Consider the following 19671-nt stretch of genomic DNA (forward strand, 5'->3'; position numbering starts at 1 on the left):
CGTCAGCCAGCGGGCATTCTAACAATTTATCAGGGGACGGATAGCTGCGTGAAAATAAAAGCCAAAATCGTAATCATCGTTTGCGCGGTTATTCTGGCAGCCTTTATCACCACCGCCCTTCTGGTAGGGCTTAAATCCAGCGCGACCGCCCGCGCACAGGCTTACGAAATTGCCCAGCAAACAGCACTGGGAAATAGTCGCGTCGTACAGGGAGTGTTGCAGAACGGGTTGTACAAGGCACATATGCTGCGCGCGGCGATGTTGCAGATTATTGAAAGTGGCCACCTGGACCGCCAGCTGGCCAATCATATGCTGATCAGTGCCTTTGAGGATGATCTGAATATTTCATCGGTTTGGTCGGTCTGGGAGCCCGATGTTTTTGATGGGCGTGATCTGGAGTACGCCAGTTCCCTTGGCCATGATGCCAACGGCCGATTCGCCCCGGCGTGGCAGTTGCGTACCAACCTGATTGTGCGGATGCCGACGGATCACCTGGTAGGCAGTGAGCTTTATAACCGGATCAAGCAGGGGCGCCAGGAGGTAATTTTTGAGCCGGATCGCAACAGTGCCTACGCCGACGGCCGGTTGCTGGTCAGTCTGGTGGTTCCCATTATCGAATATGATCGATTTCTGGGGGTGGTGGGTATAGATCTCGATGCCAGCCTGTTGCAAAGTCAGGTGGTTCGAGCGCGGGTCAATGATCAGGGGTATGCGGGCCTGATATCCGATCAGGGTGTTTTCTTCGCCCACAGCGAACTGCCGCTGGTGGGTGAGAACCTGCTGGACGACCCTTTGTACCAGCGAGCGCGCTCCAATCTTTTAGAGGATAAGCTCTATAAAGAGGTCGTGTTTTCCTCATCGTTGCAGCAGGATATTTTAAAGATCTACACCCCGGTTAGGGTCGGTTTGGCAGAGGCTCGTTGGGCTTTCGTTGTGGGCGTACCCATGGCCTCGGTATTGGAGAGCTCGCGTGCACTGAGCCACTTTACCGGCATTATCGGTGTCGCAACCCTGATCCTGGTGATGCTGGTTTTGTCGCTGTTGATCCAGCCGGTGATCGATCCCATCAGCGAGATGGCAACCCTGTTGCGTGATTTGGCCAAGGGTAAGATTCGGCGCCCGCGCCCGCGGGAAGCGGGGGGTGATGAAGTCGATGATATGTTTCAGAGCTATGGGCAACTGATTGAGGCGAATGAGGCGATGAGCCGGGTTTGCATTGCTATTGCCGAAGGTGATTTCAGCCAACGCATGGGAGAGCGCAGCGATGGGGATGTTGTGGCCAGCGTTATTAATGATATGGCCAGTCGCCGGCAGCTGATCGATACCGAGTTAAGGGCAGCACGGCAGGCGGCCGAGCAAGCGAATCGCGCCAAGAGCCAGTTCCTCTCAAATATGAGTCACGAATTGCGCACCCCGTTAAACGGTGTGTTGGGGTATGTGCAGGTATTGTTGCGGGACAAAAGCGCCAACCAGAGCCAGCGCCAGGCGCTGCGCGGTATTGAAAACTGTGGCCAGCATCTACTGAGCCTGATCAATGATGTGCTGGATATTTCCAAAATCGAAAGTGGTCGGTTGGAGCTGGAGGTGGCACCTACAAATTTGTCGAACCTTATCAATAGTGTCAGCGATATTATCCGTCAACGAACTCACGGCAAGGGGTTGGAGTTCGAGTTGGATATCGCAGCAGATCTTCCGCTCACTATTGCTGCCGATGAGGTTAAATTACGTCAAATTCTGATAAACCTTTTGGGGAACGCGATCAAATTTACTGAGAAGGGGCATGTGTTACTGAAAGTTCGTGACTACCCCGATCGGGAGGTGCTGGAGTTCAGCGTAGAGGATAGTGGGGTGGGTATTCCGGCGGCCAAGCTTGACTCTATATTTGACCCGTTCGTACAAGCGGATACGGATCATCAAAATTCAGGAACAGGGTTGGGCCTAGCGATAAGCCGTCGGTTGTGCGAGCTGATGGGAGGGCGTTTGCGAGTACAAAGCCGCGAGGGCGAGGGAAGCTGTTTCAGTTTTACGGTGCCTTTGCGTGAACTGGATGACCAGTCGCAGCTAAAGTTGGTGGACGAACGCCTGCAAGCACCGCATCTTAAGTCGGGCCAGCAGTTAAGCGTTTTAATTGCCGACGACCAGGAAACAAATCGTGATATTTTGTCACGGTTACTCCATGAGGCTGGATTCGACACCGCTCAGGTTAATAACGGCCAGCAAGCTATTGACTACCTCGAACATACGCCTGTGCCGCTGGTGCTGATGGATATTCGTATGCCTGTCATGAGCGGAACTGAAGCGGCGAGAATTATTCGGCGTTCGGAAGCGTTAAATGGCACCAAAGTAATTGCGGTATCGGCATCGGTATTTCCAGAATTTGTTGATCGACTGCAAGACTACGGGTTTGATGATTTTATAGGGAAACCATTTAGGGCGTCGGAGCTTTTTGGAAAAATTCAGCAGCACATGGGGGTGGAATATGATCTTGAATTATCACTCCCCGAAGCGATTGATGCTTCTGTATCGGTCGTGTCGGATCCGATTGAACTGCCTGCAGGTTTGGTGGAACGCATTCAGCGCGCGGCCGAGTTTGGTGATATCGAAGCGTTGCGCGAGCTGGAGCTGGAATTAGCCGAGATGGGTGAGGCTGAGCATCAGCTGGCTGCGCAGTTGCATCAGCTATTGATGGAGTTTGATCTTGTTGCGATTCAACGTTTATCGACTCAATTGAAGAGCGGGAAAGAGTAAATGATCCCCGTGTTTTCCTCCAGCGAAGGCAGGGCGGTTATTGTCGGTTGTTGCCCGTCTGAACGGAACTATCTACAACGGTTGGCATCCGGGGTCGGGCGGCGTTGGGGGGGGCAGCGTGTGAAAGATATAGAGTTGATCGGCTCCGGCCAGCGAATGATAAAACGCACGGGAAAGGAGATCTACAGAGCGCTGGATCGAGGCCACGACCGCAATCAACACGAAATGTCAGTGAGACGTCTGGAACTTTTTTATCAGGACGGTCAAGGGATGGCCGCAGGGGTATTAACCGGCCGACTAGGTTTACAGGCGATGAAGTTGTGCCGTCCGCTGCCTTTTATCGATGATGAAGAGCCTGCTATGGCGAATATTCGTCGCCAGCTTTTAACCCAAAGCGGGCAGCTTTTCCAGAAGCCCGAGAGGCGGGTCGACGGGGTCAAAACAGAGGTTGAACACCGCGATGGTCATTGAGGTGACGGCGGCCATTATCGAGCGGGATGGCAAGGTATTGGCGGCACGCCGCACGCCAGGCGATCCCCTGGCCGGCTTGTGGGAGTTTCCCGGTGGGAAGCTGGAGCCGGGTGAGAGCCAGCGCGAATGCCTGCGGCGGGAGCTTCGGGAGGAGCTGGCGATTGAATGCGAGATAGGGGACCACATCGTTTCCAGCCCCTACGATTACCGCGATAAACGGATCATATTGCACGCGTACGCTGCACGAATTGTGCGGGGTGAACCGCAGAGGATCGACCATGATCGACTCTGTTGGCAGGTCCCGGAAGCGTTGATGTCGCTCGATTGGGCTCCTGCGGATATTGCTATCGTGAAACGATACCAGTCCCTATGGCCACAGCGTCGCTCCCTGCAGTATTACGACGTCAACGCCGCAGCGTACGCGCAGGAGACCCGACAGTTTTCCATGGGGCCGCATTACCAACGATTTTTATCTTACCTGCCTGCGGATGCTCGTATTTTGGACCTTGGGTGCGGCTCCGGGCGTGACAGCCTCTATTTTTCCTCCTGTGGGTATCGAGTGACCGCAGTGGATGCTTCAGCGGCGATGGTTGCGGAGGCTGCCCGGCTAACAGGGTTGCCGGTTTCGGTGATGAAGGCCCAGCAGCTGTGTTCCCAGCAGGCCTACGAAGGTGTCTGGTGCAGTGCCAGCTTACTTCACTGCCCCCAAGCGGATCTGGCCGAACTGTTTCATCGTATTGCAGAGGCTCTGGTGCCGGGCGGAATCTGTTTTGCCTCCTTCAAATCAGGCCAGGGTGAGCGAATAGACAGCAAGGGGCGATTTTTCTGCGATCAAACCCCCCACTCCCTTGGCCTGCTTCTACAGGGCGAGGGGCTACTGCAAAGCATCGATCTGTGGGAGGGGGAGAGCCTCCTGCGCGGGCAGTCCCAGCGTTGGAGCTGTATGCTGGCTAGGCGCCGACAATAGGGGGGCTGCGACATTTTGCCCCATTGCTTGTTATGTTGCTTGCAGTAAACTCACAGCGTACCTATCGACACCCGCACGTGTTGACTTGATGGCAGGCCCCGGTCTGCCATTTTTTATGTACAGGATGTACGGGCCGTTAGCTGCGCTCCTTCGCCTGTTGCGTCACTGCGCCCCTCCAGGTGCCCGTTGCTCCCGTGCTGAGTCCTGATCAGCCATGAAACCTGAATGTAGGTAGCGACAGGTTCTTGCGAATGGCCAGTACGCGGATAACGAGTGTGACCAGCGCCGATAGCAGCATGGACGCCTCCTGTGAAACCTGCATGGCCAGCAGTAACAAGTAGACTCCGGCGCCAACCATCGATGCGGCGGCATAGATCTCGCTTCGCAACACCATGGGTACCTGACCGCAGAGCAGGTCGCGGATCATGCCCCCCATCACCCCGGTCATTATCCCCATCATCATAGCGATAGTGACCCCGGCACCGTAGTCTAGCGCTTTTTGGGTGCCAATAATGGTGAATACCGCCAAACCTAGCGCATCGGCGTATTTCAGTTCGGACAGATTAATGTTGATGCGGCGAGCGCCCCAGAACACCGTAAGCGCAGACGCCATGCCTATCTGAATATAGAGCGGGTCACGCACCCAGAAAACGGGCGTTGCCCCCAGAATCAGGTCGCGGAAGGTGCCGCCGCCAATAGCGGTAGCTAGCGCGACGACCATGACTCCAAACAGGTCCATACGTTGCCGGCCTGCGATCAGGCAGCCAGAGATCGCGAATACCGCCGTACCAAACAGATCCAGCCAATAGAGCATAGGGTCTTCCTGTGGGTAAATCGGACTATTCTAGAAGCTATTGGGAGAACCGTCATCCGTAGAATGGCCGCGCCGGACCTCCCGCCGGAGGTTGTTGGTTGCAAACCGGCACCTCCGCACAATAGGATAGATTCTTTAACATCTGGCCATAGAGATGACTCATGAATTCACCGGGCGAAAAAGATACGCTGGAAACCGATGATTTTGATTTTCTGGAGGAGGTGGATGACGAGTTCAGCACCGATACATTTATCGATAGTCAGGATGCCATCGACGCCGATAATGACTGCGGTGATGCCTGTAAAATCTAGGGTATTTGCTGGTTTCTGCCGGAGGGAGCCTGGGCATGGGTGATGTCGTCGCGTTTCGAAAACCCTCGCTGAAAACGAAAGCCAAGGGCAAGACACTGTGTGGCAACGGCTTCCACAAGTGGGAGATTGAGCACGAGAAGCAATTTGATGTGAAGCAGGGAGCGTTGGTGACTGCGTGGCGCTGCAAGCGTTGCGGTGAGCGCAAGGTCAAAGCCTTGTAAGGCTTTTGCATAGGGTTAAAAAATACCCTAAAATCCGCGCCGCGGTAGAGTTCCCTTACCTCATACAAAAAGGATTCCTGTTATGTATCTCTCTTCGGTGCCCGCGCGGGCGCTTTTTCTATTAGTTTTGTTTCATATTCTGGTGATCGCTTCCAGTAACTATCTGGTGCAGATCCCTTTTACCCTGGCTGGCTTTCACACCACCTGGGGAGCTTTTAGTTTTCCCTTTATCTTTCTGGCGACCGACCTGACGGTTCGAATTTTTGGTGCAGACGCCGCTCGGCGTATCATTTTTCGGGTAATGTTCCCGGCGCTAGCCATCTCCTACCTTGTGTCGGTGGTCTTTTATCAGGGCGCTTACCAGGGGGGCGGGGCTCTACTGGAGTTTAATAGCTTTGTCGCCCGTATCGCCTTCGCCAGCTTTGCCGCGTACCTGCTCGGCCAGCTAGTTGATATTCGGGTATTTAATCGCCTGCGTTCCCTGAAAGCCTGGTGGGTTGCTCCCGCAGCTTCGACGGTGATCGGTAATCTGCTCGATTCCCTGACGTTTTTTGCGCTGGCTTTCTACCAGTCCGTCGACCCGTTTATGGCAGCCAATTGGCTGGAGATTGGCCTCGTGGACTACGGCTATAAATTATTGATTAGTATATTGTTCTTTCTGCCGTTGTACGGTGTTGTGCTGAAGCGGATGGAGCGCTGGCTCACGCGCCAGGCACCGGTAGCGGTGGTGGATGCGAAATAGCGTCGAGTCTTAAGGGGTTGCCTGAGCTTGCCTGCCATAGAGGGGCTGCTCAGGGGGCCGGATGTGTGGTGTCTGAAAATAGGGACGACCCAACGCTTGGGGTCGTCGGGCCGTCCGGGTAACATTGAAACCTTAGGAGTAGGTCAATGTCCCCGTAATTATAGACAGCGAATTTCGTCCAGCTATCCGTAATGCTACTTCTTTATGTTGTGATAACTACCTATTTTAAAACCAGCGAGGCTTAGATCTCAACGGAGCTAAAGGTTGTTAAAACGCGCCATCTTGCCAGTACCCAAGCTCCACCGCTTGCTTCGGAGGAGAAATAACTGAGGACGCCGACTATGAATACCGACAAATCTATCCTCTGCCCCGCCTCGGAATGCCTGCCGGGTCGACCCGATTCGTTGCCCGTACCGGCACAGCACTACCTGAATGGCACCCCCCTGCAGCCGCCTTTCCCGGAAAACATGCAGCAAGCGATCTTCGGATTAGGATGTTTTTGGGGGGCAGAGCGCCGTTTCTGGCAGCAGCAGGGGGTTTACAGTACTGCGGTCGGTTACGCGGGAGGCCACACGCCCAACCCGACCTACGAAGAGGTCTGTAGCGGGCGCACGGCGCACAGTGAGGTGGTGTTGGTTGTATACGACCCGTCACAGGTCCAGTACTCACAATTGTTGCAGGTATTCTGGGAGAGTCATGACCCCACTCAGGGTATGCGCCAGGGTAACGACCGAGGAACCCAGTACCGCTCCGCGCTCTACTGCACAACCGAAGCGCAGCTTGACCAGGCGCACCAGAGCCGGATGGCGTTTCAGCACTCATTGGCCGAGGCCGGGTTTGGCCCCATCACCACTGAGATAGAGCCTGCCCCCGTGTTCTATTACGCCGAAGAGTACCATCAGCAGTATTTGGCGAAAAATCCCGACGGCTACTGCGGATTAAGTGGAACCGGCATCCGCTGTTAGCACACTATCCTGCCCCCTCTATTCCGCCGTTTAACCCCGCTAACAAAAACAAACCCCGGTTCCGATTAGGGGCCGGGGTTTTATCCGTTGAATCAATGCCTAGGATGATCCACACAGACTGACTTGAGCATAGACCAGAAACCAGAAACAGGCGAAAAGGGTAGGGTAAAAGTAGATGGCCCGCAGCATAGGATCGACAGGGATGCCGGCAGTGCCGATTGTGCAGGAACGCAGCTAACGGCCCGTAAATCCTGTACATAAGCCACTACCGCGACCCACAGGGATGTGGGAAGTGCCGATTTGGCAGGAGCACTAATCGGCCCGTCCATGGCTCTCGTGGCATACGACCGACAGGGATGTCGGAAGTGCCGATTGCGCAGGAGCACAGCTAACGGCCCGTACATCCTGTACATAAGCCACTACCGCCGTCCATGGCTCTCGTGGCATACCGTACATCCTGTACATAAAAAAACGGCTATGACATAAGGGGGGTCATAGCCGTCTAGCTTAAGTACCCTTAACGCTTGGGGGAACGCATCCGGGTTTAACAACACACAAGGAGTAATACATCAATATTCAACATTCTGTACTAACTGTGACCGTGGCTCGGTGAGCAAAGTTCCATAAAAGAGGATAAAAAACCACAATAAGTATAAGTCTATGAAAAAAATGGCTTTTATTGCAGCGGAGCCCCCAAAAAAAAGCGGTCATGACCAAAGGGGGAGGGTCATGACCGCTAACAATATCTCACAGCGCTTGGGGGGTAGCTGAGAGATCACTTACAACACTAAACACAGGAGTAGTCACGAAGGAGTTGTGATCTACTTGATTATAGAGTTTGCACTGCCCGAAAAGTTCCTGGAACCGGGTTCCGGGTGCCGAATTTAGGGGGGAGTCGGCATTTACTTTCTGTGCTGGCTGTCTCGTAAATCAATGATGACAGAATAGGAGATTCGGTCGGTGGGGGGTATTGGTAGATGCACGAAATCGATGAGGGAAACTACCTAGAAGAACTGGGGATGTCGAAGCGTCTCCCGCAGTTGCGATTTTAATGACAGATTCTCACTACTAAAAAAGATGCATCTGCTGGCCGGTAATGTCGGCGAATGAATCATCCAGGAAATGCAGGATTCCGTCTGCGATCGGTTCCAGTTGGCGTTCGATATAGCGCTCGTAGTCGAGTTCTGATTCAGAGTAGCGTGCAGGCTCCGCACCATTCACCGTCATCAGGTACTCGACCCAACCACCATGCTGATACAGGGGGGGAAGATCCCGGCTATTGCGGATCGCCTCTTCTAGCAGCGCCGCTTGTGCATGGGGAGGTACGTTGCGGGTATATTCCGCCAGCGGCCGACGTAGTCTTTTTCGATAAACCAGTTTCGAATCACTTTTTCCTTGCAGCGTATTGGCGACGGTCTGTTTGATAAAACCTCGATAATCCTCGTTGTGAAATATTTTCCAGTACAGGGTTCGCTGAAACTCCCTGGCCAGTGGTGTCCAGTCACTGCGTACGGTTTCCAGTCCCTTGAAAACCAGTTTCTCTTCATTTTTGTGTTCTATGATTCCTGCGTAGCGTTTTTTTGAACCCTGTTCTGAACCGCGAATTGTCGGCATCAAAAAGTGGGTAAAGTGGGTTTCAAACTCGATCTCCAGATGGCTACTAAGCTGATAGTTTTCCAGTATCTGGTGACGCCACCATTCATTGAGCGCACTGGACAATTCAACACCGATTTTTTTGACCTCTCCCGCTGACAGGGACTGGCCTACCAGGACAAAAACAGAATCGGTATCGCCATAGATCACCCGATGTCCCTGCTGCTCAATAAATGCTTTGCTACGGGTAAGAATTTGATGTCCTCGTAGCGTAATTGAACTGGGTAGGCGATAGTCGAAGAATCGGCACCCGGGAGTACCCAACACGCCATAAAAGGAGTTCATCAATATTTTTATGGCTTGGCTCAGGGGTTGGTTCCTGTTCTGTTTGGCATTGTCCCGAAGTTGCCACAGTGTCTTTATCAGGTCGGGGAGAATCGATTGTGTTTTGCTAAACAGAGCGCCATTAAAACCGGGTACTCCTGTGGTCCTGTCGACCTCTTCGGTCTCGCCCAAACTGTCGTTAGCCGGGTGGTTGCTCTCCTTCAGGCCTGCAACCAGTCCCAGTGGGTCAATCATAAACGTGCGGATAATACTGGGATAGAGGCTTTTGAAATCCAGTACCAGTACGTTTCTATAGATCCCCGGATAGGAGTCCATTACATAGCCTCCAGGGCTACCGATACCCCGAGGGTTGTCTGGCAGGTTGGGTGCGACATACCCGGCGCGGTGCAGACGGGGTAGGTAGTTGTGGTCGAAGGCGGCGACAGAGCCGCCGAACCTGTCCATGGCTAACCCCGTCATACAGGCCCTGCGAGTGGCGAATTCGATCAGGTCTGTTTTCTCGAAGATCTCCCACACCAGCTGGCAGTCTTCCAGGTTATAGGCGGCAAGGGATGCTTTGTCCTGGGTAAACAGGCGTCCGATCTCCTCTCCGCGCTGATCGCTGTGTTCGATCAGTTTGCCCCGTTGCAACAGCTCGCGGGCTACGGCATCCAGTGCAAAACTCTCAAAATTCCAGGTCGCAGATTTCAGGGTGTCGATGCCATCAAGCACCACCCGGCCGGGCATCAACAGGCTGTAATGGTCAGCGTTATCCCGCGATTGCCTCCATTCCAGCGCGGCGCCATCGCGGCCAATGCAAAAGGGAATAGCGAGCGCGTCGGCTCTTTTTTGAAGAACCCGCAGGTCAAAATTGATCAGGTTCCAGCCGATCAACAGATCCGGGTCCCGCTCATGGCACCACAGGCAAAACTGCTGAATCAGCTCGCGTTCGTCGGCGACGAATCGGGTATGGGGGGGAGGTGTGCCGGCGCCGATCATCAGCACGCAGCGGTCGTCGGTCGCCTGATTATGGTGCCCGCAGATCATTGCGATGGAGTAGAGCGTCGAGGCGCGTAGGTCTGTTTCTATATCAATGGAGGCCACACGGAAGCGGGGAAGCTGCTGCAGCTCCCGTGCTTTTATTCGTGGTTGTATTGCTTCACGAAAACCCTCGTTGGTGGTCAGTGAGGCTTGCAGACTGAGCGCTCCACGAATAAAACGCTCCATAAGAAAACGGTCGCAGGGCCGCACATCGGCTTCGTACGCTTCTATTTGCCGTTTGCGCAGCAGGTCGCGGGCTCGATAGAGGTCACGTTGGTGAGAAAAATAGCACCCGGTTATGGGTTCGCCGTTAAAGCTAAGCAGACCCAGGGGGCGCGTTTGGCTACCCTCAAACGTCGACAGTAATGGCTGTGCCCTTGCAGCAGCCTGAGTTTCGACAAAACAGACCGGTTCCTCACCCCTGATGACGGCTCGTACCGGATCATGATCAGTTTTAAGCCAGAGGATCAGCTCCAGGCCATGGACTGTATCTCGCCATTGGCGGGTCAGGAGAAAGGCATCGTACATCGGGATGGTCATCGGGTGCGCTCCGCAGAGGCACCAGTTTAGCATCCGCGCCTCAATGGTTAACCCTGCGGGTGATAAAACCCTAGCGGGGTGTAGGTGAAATCTGGCAAGGGTACGCCTTTGAAGGCGTTTTTGTGCACATTGAACCGACAGAAGCTGTTGGCGCGGGGGAGTATTGCCTACAGACGCTTCACGGGCGCTTACCTAAGCTGTGCCTGCTCTATCAAGCATTCTTTAAGGAGGAAGATCATGAGCATGAAAGGAGAGTACACAATGCAGCCTCGCCTATGGCAGATGGTAAAACAATCGCTTAGGCACGTAGCAAGACAATCATTTAGACAGTTAGTTAGACAATGGATGGTGCTGCTTGTTTTGCTATGTCCCCCTCTGGCGTGGGCTGATGCGACACCGGTGTCGGTAGTGCCTGCAGCCAACAGCGAGGTGGTTATTGACACCGTCAACGTCAATACCGCCAATGCGGAGGAGATTTCCGAGGGGTTGGCAGGTATCGGTCTGTCCAAGGCGCAAGCGATTGTAGCGTACCGGGAAAAAAATGGTCCCTTTGTGGCGCTGGAGGAGTTAACCGCCGTCAAGGGGGTGGGTGAGAAAACCTTGGCAAAAAACGCTGCGCGTATCCGCTTGCAGTAACAATCAGGGCTCATCGGTCGATGAGCCCTTCTGTTTTTACCCTGAACCAATGATCAAGGTTGGGCTGTCGGCCCTGCGCTACGTTGTTCGTGGGTCTTTATCCGCTGTCAGAAGGCGTTCCTAGCACCCAGCTATTGTAAATGCCTGGCAGATCTACAGCGGGGTCTCTAAAGAAGCGGTGAACGCCGTTGGTTTTCAGGCCGATCGGAGATCAAAGCGACGACTGGCATGCCGGTCTGTGGACCTTCGTTAACGCCGGGATCTGTTATCCATTTCAGCAAACGCCTAATCCGGTTACCATCAACTGCATGCCGGTAGTTTTCTATCGCCAAAGTGGGCGTTTTATAAAAAATGATACGCCTGCACGGTTACTCTCGCCCTACGCAATACTGTTTGAGGTGTACTTGAAAACTGCCCACCCCCTTAAAGCCGACCTGCTATTAGTGTTGGTGACCTTGCTTGCTGCCGCAGGCTGGGTGTTTTCCAAGGAGACCCTGGCGGGTTTACCGCCCCTGCTGTTCATCGGCTTGCGCTTTATGCTGGCCGGGTTGGTATTGTCGGTTGCTGTGGGCGGTGGCTGGAGAGGCCTTGGAAAAGAGCAGTGGCGGGACAGCGTTCGCGTGGGGTCGGTCATGGCGCTAGCGATGGTGTTCTGGGTGTTGGGGTTGAACTCCTCCACGCACCTGGGGGAGAGCGCCTTTATTAATAGTCTGGCGTTTATCCTGGTGCCCCTGCTGGTGCGGGGGTTGTTTGGCGAGCCGCAGCCCCTGTTTACCTGGCTGGCGTTGCCCATTGCGGTAACCGGACTGGGGTTGTTGACCCTAAAAGGGTCCGTTGTGTTGGAGCAGAGCCAGCTTTTGTTTATGACGGCTGCATTGTTGTTCGCTTTTCACATCTGCCTGATTACCCGCCTGGCTGGAAAGGTGCCAGTATTGGCCTTGAGTGCGATTCAACTTTCGATGGTTGGTGGGCTCGCGATGCTGGGCTCTGTGCTATTTGAAGCCTGGCCAACATCCGTCGACGCTGAGATTTGGGGGTGGCTATTGGTCAGTGCGCTGGTGGCTACCAGTTTGCGCTTTCTGCTACAAATCTATGCCCAGGGCCTCACCAGTGCCAGTCATGCAGCATTGATTCTTACGCTTGAACCGGTATTTACTGCATTATTGGCATCGATTTGGTTTGTCGAACGCATGTCCACGGCCCAGTTAGCGGGCTGTACGTTGGTGTTCGTTGCCATGATGGTTAGTCGTGCTCCAGCGTTAATGATGGCACTGCGCAATCGCTAGGTCGGTGCGTATGATAAGGGATAGCGTATCAAAAGAGGTTCAGGGGGGAGATGGTGGCTGCAAACGAAGTGGGATTGAAGAGCGTTGTTAATGAGCTGAGCGTACTGTTGGGTGATCGCTTGCAGCGGTCACGGGTGGTGTGTGAGCAACATGGTCAGGGAGAGGGCAGTAGCGCGGTCATGCCGCCGGATGCGGTAGCCTTTCCGCACACCAATGATGAAGTGGCGGCTATCGTGCAGGCTTGCCACCGGCATCGCGTCGCCGTCATTCCCTATGGCGCAGGCACTTCGTTGGAGGGGCACCTGCTAGCGCTGGAGGGCGGGGTCTGCATCGACCTATCGCAGATGAATTCGGTGCTCGAGGTGTGTCCCGAGGATATGGATTGTCGGGTTCAGGCGGGGGTGACTCGCGAGCAGCTCAATACCGAGCTACGCCATACCGGACTGTTTTTTCCGGTAGACCCCGGTGCGAATGCATCACTTGGCGGCATGACATCGACCCGGGCATCGGGAACCACCACCGTGCGTTATGGCAGTATGCAGTCCAACGTGATGGGACTGACGATAGTGACCCCCCAGGGCGAGATCATTCGAACCGGCTCCCGGGCACGAAAAAGTGCTGCGGGCTACGACCTGACCCACCTGTATGTAGGTGCCGAGGGGACACTGGGTGTGATCACCGAGGTACAGTTGCGGCTGCATCCTATACCCGAACAGATGCGGGCGGCGGTCTGTAGCTTTGCGTCGGTGGGGGAGGCGGTTCAAGCGGTGATCGAGGTGATGCAGTGTGGTATCGGGGTGGCCCGTATTGAGTTGCTTAACGCCCTGCAGATGCAAGCCTGTATCCGTTACTCAAAACTGGACGGATTCGAGGCTGCACCTACGCTATTTTTTGAGTTTCATGGCAGCGAGACGGTAGTGAACGAGCAGATATCAGCCGTTGAAGGTGTAGTAGAGGCCCATGGCGGAAGCGGTTTCCGTTGGGCAGCCGATATGGAACACCGAAATGCGCTCTGGGCGGCGCGGCATAATGCCTATTTTGCTGCCAAAGCTATGTGGCCCGGGCACGAGGGCATGGCCACCGATCTGTGTGTGCCGATATCGGCGTTGGCCGAGTCGATAGATTTCGCGGAGCGTAAGGCCCTGGAGTTAAAACTCAGCTGTCCGGTGGTGGGGCATGTTGGTGACGGCAATTTTCATATGCTGATTATGTTCGATCGTAGTGATCAGTCCCAATGTGAGCGAGCGGCCACGCTATCGAAAGCCATGGTGGAGCAGGCCCTTGCCGTCGGGGGGACCTGCACCGGAGAACACGGCATCGGCGTTGGAAAGAAAGCCTACCTGTTGCAGGAGCACGGCAATGCCGTTGAACTGATGCGTGTGCTCAAGCGGGCGCTGGATCCCGATAATCTGATGAATCCCGGCAAAGTGTTCGATCTATAACCCGGTCACATAAAGTGGGTGGCGACAACCTTTGAATTGTGCGACATTAATTGGGGTCCCTATCTATTGGTAAGACCGTTAAGCAGCAGGAAGGGCATCATGGTCGTGCAAACTGCCCCGGAAAAGGACCCAATAATGCGTCTGCGAGGGAATTGCCCCTACTTTAGTCTAAGCGTGGTAAAACCTGCTTTATTCGGAGGCGGGCATCGCTTTAACTAACCCTAGTGATTCGGGTGGTCTTTTTGAGTACCCGGCGGGAACGTGATCGGCTAAAGCCGTAATGCATTCGCCGAAGAGTCGCAGGGATATTCCGACAGACAGCGTCGGGGCCAGGGTAGGCGAGCACGAGCAGTGACTGTTTTTACGCCATAGGCGAGTGCACAGGCAGTGACCTGAATGCGCATACAAATAATAACAGCAAGGAGTAAGTAAGAATGAAGAGACGTGATGTATTGAAAAAGGGGCTGGTTGGCCTGGGCGGCGTTGCCGCTGCGACCACTATCTCAGCACCTGCCATCGCCAAGGAGCGAATGGAGATCAATATGGTTGCAACCTGGGGGCGTGATTTCCCAGGACTTGGTACGGGTGCGCAACGTTTTGCCAAGCGCCTGACCGATATGAGCGATGGGCGCATGCAGGTGAACTATTTCGCCAGTGGCGAGCGTGTTAAGGCGTTCGACTCTTTTGATGAAGTAGCTTCCGGAAATGCCCAGATCTACCATGGAGCCGAGTACTACTGGAAAGGAAAGAACCCAGGCTTCGCTTACTTTACTGCTGTACCCTTCGGTCTGACCTACACCGAGATGAACGCCTGGATCCGCTTTGGCGGTGGACAGGAGCTCTGGGACAAGCTCTCTGCCGAGTATGGCCTGAAGGGTTTGATGTGCGGTAACACCGGTGTACAGATGGGCGGCTGGTTCCGTAAAGAGATCAACTCTGCCGACGACCTTAAAGGCTTGAAGATGCGTATGCCGGGCCTGGGCGGTGATGTTCTTGCCAAGCTGGGCGGCTCTCCGGTTTCCCTGCCGGGCACCCAGATTTATGAAAACCTGGTATCAGGCGCTATCGATGCAACCGAGTGGGTGGGTCCCTGGAATGACCAGTTCATGAAGTTCTACGAAGCGGCCAAGTATTACTATTACCCAGGCATGCACGAGCCAGGCGCAATGCTTGCGATTGGTATGAACAACTCCTGGTGGCAAGGTCTGTCGAAGGCGGATCAGTTGTTGGTGAATGCTGCGGCGTCCATGGAAAACGACGTGATGATGGCCGAATACAACGCCAAGAACGGTGACTCCCTGAAGCAGTTGGTCGACGAGCAGGGCGTGAAGTTGCGTGCGTTCAGCGACGATATCTACGACAGCTTTGGCGAGGCAGCTGAAGAGGTGTTTGACGAAACCCGGCAGCACAGCGCGCTGGTTAACGAGATTCACGAAAGCTTTGCGAAAACTCGTACCAATGTTGGATCCTGGGCCAAGATCTCTGATCAGGCCTACGTATCCCAGCGGAACCGCGTGTTGGGTCTGTAACCACTGCACGCAAGTAAAAGCCGCAGGGCCTGGTGCTCTGCGGTTTTTCACCCCGCTTAGTAGGGGGTGATAGGTAATCCATTTTCTAATGTAGATATTGCTGCGGTCATCCCGTTCGAAAGGGTAACGTTCGTTAGCATGGAGAGGACTCTCCAGCGGCCGATCGAAGCAAGGAATTGTCAGGCAGACGCACCCCCATGAATCATACAAATACGTCAGCTGTTGAGGGTGCCGCTCCCTCTCATTCGGTGAGAGCAGCAAGCGGTAGTGACAGCGGCAGGATGGTAACCCTGTTCGTACGAATTCTGGCCGGCACTTTGGTTGCCATGGCGTTACTGTTTCTTTTTAGTAACTATTTAACCTTCTGGCGCGATTGGCCAGGAGTCATTGGGCTGTTCGCCCATTACGGCGAAAACAGCCGTGCCGCGCTTGAAGGCGAGGCACTAACCCTTGGCTGGGTGCAGCTTGCGTTGTACATGGCTGCAGTCACAGCGACTATCGGCTTCGTCATCTTTGGCCCCCGGCGCTCACTGCGCGCCGATGCCGCACTCTGGTCCGGTTTCGCCGCCTACATCGTGCGCGCCGCGTTTTGGACCGTGCTTCTGGTCGGTTTGGTCGACAGCCTGGTCTCCTTCATACGCATTGAAGGCTGGTTGCAAATGTTGGTGGGTGAGAGCCTCACCCAGGAACTCGGTCGCCCGCAGTTTCGTGGTACCTATGTGCATTACCCTCTGGTGCTGGTAGCGTTGGTGATCGCTTCCTTTGTTCGCTCTCTGGGCTTTACCTGGTTAGCGCTGCTGGTGGTGCTGGCCGAATTTCAGATCGTAATCTCCCGTTTTGTATTCTCCTATGAGCAGGCATTTATGGGGGATTTAGTACGCTTTTGGTACGCGGCCCTGTTTCTGTTCGCCAGTGCCTACACCCTGGTCAATGATGGTCATGTTCGGGTGGATGTACTTTACGCCCGCTTTGAACACCGCACCAAGGCCTGGGCCAATATCCTGGGCATAATCCTGCTTGGACTACCTCTGTGTTGGGTAATCCTCACCACAGGTATGTGGACCAAAGGCAGCAGTATTGTTAGTCCCTTGCTTAGCTTTGAAATAACCCAGAGCGGCTACGGACTCTACGTTAAGTATTTGATGGTGGGTTTTCTGGTGGTGTTCGCACTCTCCATGATCGCCCAGTTTGCCAGCTACCTGTTGAGCAATGTTGCCGACCTCCGCGAGGAGGATGAAGAGGGTGACGATCACGGGATGCGAGTGCAATCAAACAGCACCGGCGATGGCATGACCATCGCATCTGAATAACCAGTAATTACACAACAGGACCCCTTTAATGGAGCTCGTTTTTCTAGCCATACTCGTGCTACTGATGGTCGTTGCACTGACCTCGGGATTCCCGGTAGCCTTCTCCTTGCCCGGTTCAGCGATTCTGTCCATTGGACTCGCTGCTGCCTGTGGTTATCTTTTTGCTGGCGATAGCAGTGCGTACTTTGCCCAGGGGGGGCCCGTACAGTGGCTCAGTGCCGGGGTCACGAATTTCCGTAGCCTCTACTGGGACGTAGAGCGGGATACCCTGATCGCGATTCCGTTGTTTATCTTTATGGGAATCATGCTGCAGCGCTCCAAAATTGCTGAGGACCTGTTGGTTGCCATGGCGCAGCTGTTTGGTCCGGTGCCTGGCGGCCTGGGCATCTCCGTGGTGCTGGTGGGTGCATTGCTGGCGGCTACTACCGGGATCGTCGGTGCCACCGTCATCGCGATGGGGTTGATCTCCTTGCCGGCGATGCTGCGTAACAACTACAGCCATTCGTTGGCGACCGGCACTATCTGTGCGTCGGGAACCCTGGGCCAGATTATTCCGCCCTCCATTGTACTGATTATCCTGGCTGACCAGCTGTCCAGTGCAGCGGATCAAGCCAGTACCATTCGTAAACAGCTCTATAAAGACTCTACCGGTGAGCTCTCTATGCCGTCGGTGTTCGATATCACCTCGGCCAGCGCCGGTGATATGTTTATGGGCGCGCTGATCCCCGGCCTGATCCTGGTAGGTCTCTATGTCGGTTATATTCTGATCGTTGCATTGGTCAAGCCCAAGCTTGCGCCCCCGGTACCTTACGAGGGTCAATACGATCGACAGTTTGCCAAGCGAATCCTGTTGGCACTGACGCCGCCATTGACCCTTATCTTTGTGGTCTTGGGGTCCATCATCATGGGTGTGGCCACGGTTAACCAGGCGGGTGCCATTGGTGCAGTGGGTGCGATGATCATGGGGGGCTACCGCCTCACCGAAGGCCAGAAAAACTCCTATTACCCCGCGATTCTCGCGATAGGGTCCACCCTGGTGCTGTTGGTGATTCTTAGCCTCTACACACTCAATATCAAAAATATCGGCGATGATATGGTCGGTATTGTACTGGCCTTTATCGCCGTGGCAGGGTTGTTGGTTGCCGTTGGCTGGAGCGCCCTGCGCTCTTACCGCATCGATAACACCCTCAATGAAGTTATGGTGGAAACCGCCAAAACAACCTCGATGGTTTTTATCATCCTGATTGGTGCCGCCATGCTGACCTCTGCATTTCGTGGCTTTGGCGGTGAGGAGCTGGTGAAGCACTTCCTGACCGGCCTTCCCGGCGGTTTTTGGACCCAGTTTATCGTGGTGATGCTGGTGATCTTCGTGCTGGGTTTCTTTCTCGACTTTATCGAGATCGCGGTTGTTGTGGTGCCCATCGTTGCCCCGATTCTGTTGGCAGACCCTGGGGCCAATGTGACGGCAGTGTGGTTGGGGGTTATGGTTGGCCTGAATATCCAGACCTCTTTCCTTACTCCGCCTTTCGGATTTGCGCTCTTTTATCTGCGCGGAGTTGCCCCGAAGATCGTCAAGACGCTATCTATCTACAAAGGTGCGGTGGCGTTTATCGGTTTGCAGTTATTGGCACTGGTGATCGCCGGCTTCTACCCAAGCCTGGTGAACTACATGCCTAACCGCACCTACCTGACCTCTGAAAATGCGCCGCCACCGATGAATCCGCGTTTGCAGATGTGTCTGGAGGAGCAGTTGTTCGAGGTCTACGACAGCGAAGGAGACCGCTTGCGCGCCAGTATTGCGGAGCTTCAGGGTGCGGACCTGAGCTCGTTGCCGAAGAAGTGGCAGAAGTCGTTGGTCGAGAGTGGCGAGAATGCTGCTGCAACCTTCACTTTGGTGGCCGCTGTGCGTGAAGCCGAGGCTAATTTACTCAACTACACGCCGGATTATGCGCCGATGCACACCGATGTTCGTCGCACTGAGGCTCAAATTCGCATTGTCGATAAGCAGGTCACAGGCTGGAAGTTAACCCTGGATCGCCAAACCCGCGAGGATGATCCCGATCAGGGTCAGATGAACGCGATCAAGACCAAAATCGAAGAGTTACAAAGCTATCGTGCTGAACTAGAGAGCGAGATTCCCGACCAGTGGGAGGCCTCCCGGGAGAAGTTTGTTGCATTGCAAAAGGAGGAGAAAAAAGCACGCAACCGGTATCGCAACAATGTGGACAACGCTTACGAGCCGATCATGAAACTGCGCGAGGTACTAGCCGGTGCCGATGCCCTGGCGGCCATGGAGGAGGAGCTGGCCGGGCTCAAGGCGACGATTGCTAACACGGATGCGGAATCTGCGATTGATGCCATCAAGCTGGTCGCAAGCCATCTTGGCGATGTTGCGGATACGAGTAAAATCAAGTCTCAGCTATCCAAGGCTCGCAGGGCGCTTAAAGGCGACCAGCCCAAGACAGACAAAGCGCTCGCGTTTCACGCCAAGGCGATGGAACTGTTCCATGCCGAAGTTGAGTGGCGCCAGAGCGCGGCTCAACAGATGGGCCCTGTGTTGTCCAGCTACGATGAGGCGATCGCCTACTCCATTGGTTTGCGTTTACAAAAGCGCATGACATCCGATCAGGCAAAATCTGTCGCACGCTGTCAGTCGGTTCACCGGGATATTTCACTGAACTTCTAGGCAGGGTTGTAATAGGGCGGGCTTGCTCGCCTGTTATAAAAAAGA

At 54.5% G+C, this 19671-nt stretch carries 16 protein-coding genes; 13 read left to right on the forward strand and 3 right to left on the reverse strand.

Features of this window, described 5'->3' with window-relative positions:
• Positions 1-48 precede the first annotated feature (48 nt).
• From ACP3PW_RS10330 to ACP3PW_RS10340, 3 genes are read left to right on the forward strand one after another with little or no spacing between them, the layout of a single operon-like run.
• On the forward strand, positions 49-2748 hold the full coding sequence (locus tag ACP3PW_RS10330) for an ATP-binding protein (RefSeq protein WP_426416610.1): 2700 nt from the start codon (positions 49-51) through the stop codon (positions 2746-2748).
• On the forward strand, positions 2749-3219 hold the full coding sequence (locus ACP3PW_RS10335; RefSeq protein WP_426416611.1) for a DUF697 domain-containing protein: 471 nt from the start codon (positions 2749-2751) through the stop codon (positions 3217-3219).
• The gene (locus ACP3PW_RS10340) at positions 3197-4186 is read left to right on the forward strand and encodes an NUDIX domain-containing protein (protein WP_426416612.1); all 990 of its coding nucleotides are present in this window, start codon (positions 3197-3199) and stop codon (positions 4184-4186) included. The genes ACP3PW_RS10335 and ACP3PW_RS10340 overlap by 23 nt, the downstream gene beginning before the upstream one ends.
• Before the next feature lie 208 nt (positions 4187-4394).
• Here the strand turns inward: ACP3PW_RS10340 and ACP3PW_RS10345 are convergent, their stop codons facing one another.
• Entirely contained in the window at positions 4395-5000 is a 606-nt protein-coding gene (locus ACP3PW_RS10345) for a trimeric intracellular cation channel family protein (protein ID WP_426416613.1), read from the reverse strand.
• A 161-nt stretch (positions 5001-5161) separates the two neighbouring features.
• Between ACP3PW_RS10345 and ACP3PW_RS10350 the strand changes: the two genes are divergently transcribed.
• The 4 genes from ACP3PW_RS10350 to msrA all read left to right on the forward strand — a co-directional run bounded on the left by ACP3PW_RS10350 (position 5162) and on the right by msrA (position 7239).
• Positions 5162-5311, forward strand: coding sequence for a hypothetical protein (locus ACP3PW_RS10350; RefSeq protein ID WP_426416614.1), 150 nt, complete (start codon positions 5162-5164; stop codon positions 5309-5311).
• Between the two features lie 35 nt (positions 5312-5346).
• On the forward strand, positions 5347-5532 hold the full coding sequence (locus tag ACP3PW_RS10355) for a hypothetical protein (protein ID WP_426416615.1): 186 nt from the start codon (positions 5347-5349) through the stop codon (positions 5530-5532).
• A gap of 82 nt (positions 5533-5614) precedes the next feature.
• Complete coding sequence (locus ACP3PW_RS10360; RefSeq protein ID WP_426416616.1) at positions 5615-6274, forward strand: 7-cyano-7-deazaguanine/7-aminomethyl-7-deazaguanine transporter; 660 nt, start codon at positions 5615-5617, stop codon at positions 6272-6274.
• A 341-nt stretch (positions 6275-6615) separates the two neighbouring features.
• Positions 6616-7239 (forward strand): peptide-methionine (S)-S-oxide reductase MsrA, encoded by a 624-nt coding sequence (gene msrA / locus ACP3PW_RS10365; protein WP_426416617.1) that lies wholly within the window; start codon positions 6616-6618, stop codon positions 7237-7239.
• Positions 7240-7551: 312 nt separating this feature from the next.
• Here the strand turns inward: msrA and ACP3PW_RS10370 are convergent, their stop codons facing one another.
• Positions 7552-7686: a hypothetical protein gene (locus ACP3PW_RS10370; RefSeq protein ID WP_426416618.1), complete on the reverse strand. Its 135-nt coding sequence runs from the start codon at positions 7684-7686 to the stop codon at positions 7552-7554.
• A gap of 621 nt (positions 7687-8307) precedes the next feature.
• On the reverse strand, positions 8308-10737 hold the full coding sequence (locus ACP3PW_RS10375; RefSeq protein ID WP_426416619.1) for a DNA polymerase II: 2430 nt from the start codon (positions 10735-10737) through the stop codon (positions 8308-8310).
• A 237-nt stretch (positions 10738-10974) separates the two neighbouring features.
• On the opposite strand from ACP3PW_RS10375, the gene ACP3PW_RS10380 reads away from it, so the two are divergent.
• The 6 genes from ACP3PW_RS10380 (at position 10975) to ACP3PW_RS10405 (ending at position 19626) form a co-directional block, all read left to right on the forward strand.
• Positions 10975-11373 (forward strand): ComEA family DNA-binding protein, encoded by a 399-nt coding sequence (locus tag ACP3PW_RS10380; RefSeq protein WP_426416620.1) that lies wholly within the window; start codon positions 10975-10977, stop codon positions 11371-11373.
• A 188-nt stretch (positions 11374-11561) separates the two neighbouring features.
• Positions 11562-12659: a DMT family transporter gene (locus ACP3PW_RS10385; protein ID WP_426416621.1), complete on the forward strand. Its 1098-nt coding sequence runs from the start codon at positions 11562-11564 to the stop codon at positions 12657-12659.
• A 50-nt stretch (positions 12660-12709) separates the two neighbouring features.
• Positions 12710-14101 (forward strand): FAD-binding oxidoreductase, encoded by a 1392-nt coding sequence (locus tag ACP3PW_RS10390; protein WP_426416622.1) that lies wholly within the window; start codon positions 12710-12712, stop codon positions 14099-14101.
• 434 nt (positions 14102-14535) lie between these two features.
• A complete protein-coding gene (locus tag ACP3PW_RS10395; RefSeq protein WP_426416623.1) occupies positions 14536-15630 on the forward strand; it encodes a TRAP transporter substrate-binding protein in 1095 nt (364 codons plus the stop codon).
• Positions 15631-15827: 197 nt separating this feature from the next.
• Positions 15828-16940 (forward strand): TRAP transporter small permease subunit, encoded by a 1113-nt coding sequence (locus tag ACP3PW_RS10400; RefSeq protein WP_426416624.1) that lies wholly within the window; start codon positions 15828-15830, stop codon positions 16938-16940.
• A gap of 28 nt (positions 16941-16968) precedes the next feature.
• A complete protein-coding gene (locus ACP3PW_RS10405; protein ID WP_426416625.1) occupies positions 16969-19626 on the forward strand; it encodes a TRAP transporter large permease subunit in 2658 nt (885 codons plus the stop codon).
• The last annotated feature ends 45 nt before the right edge of the window (positions 19627-19671 follow it).

Origin of the sequence: Aestuariirhabdus sp. LZHN29, assembly GCF_049985285.1 — a bacterium.
GTDB lineage: Bacteria > Pseudomonadota > Gammaproteobacteria > Pseudomonadales > Aestuariirhabdaceae > Aestuariirhabdus.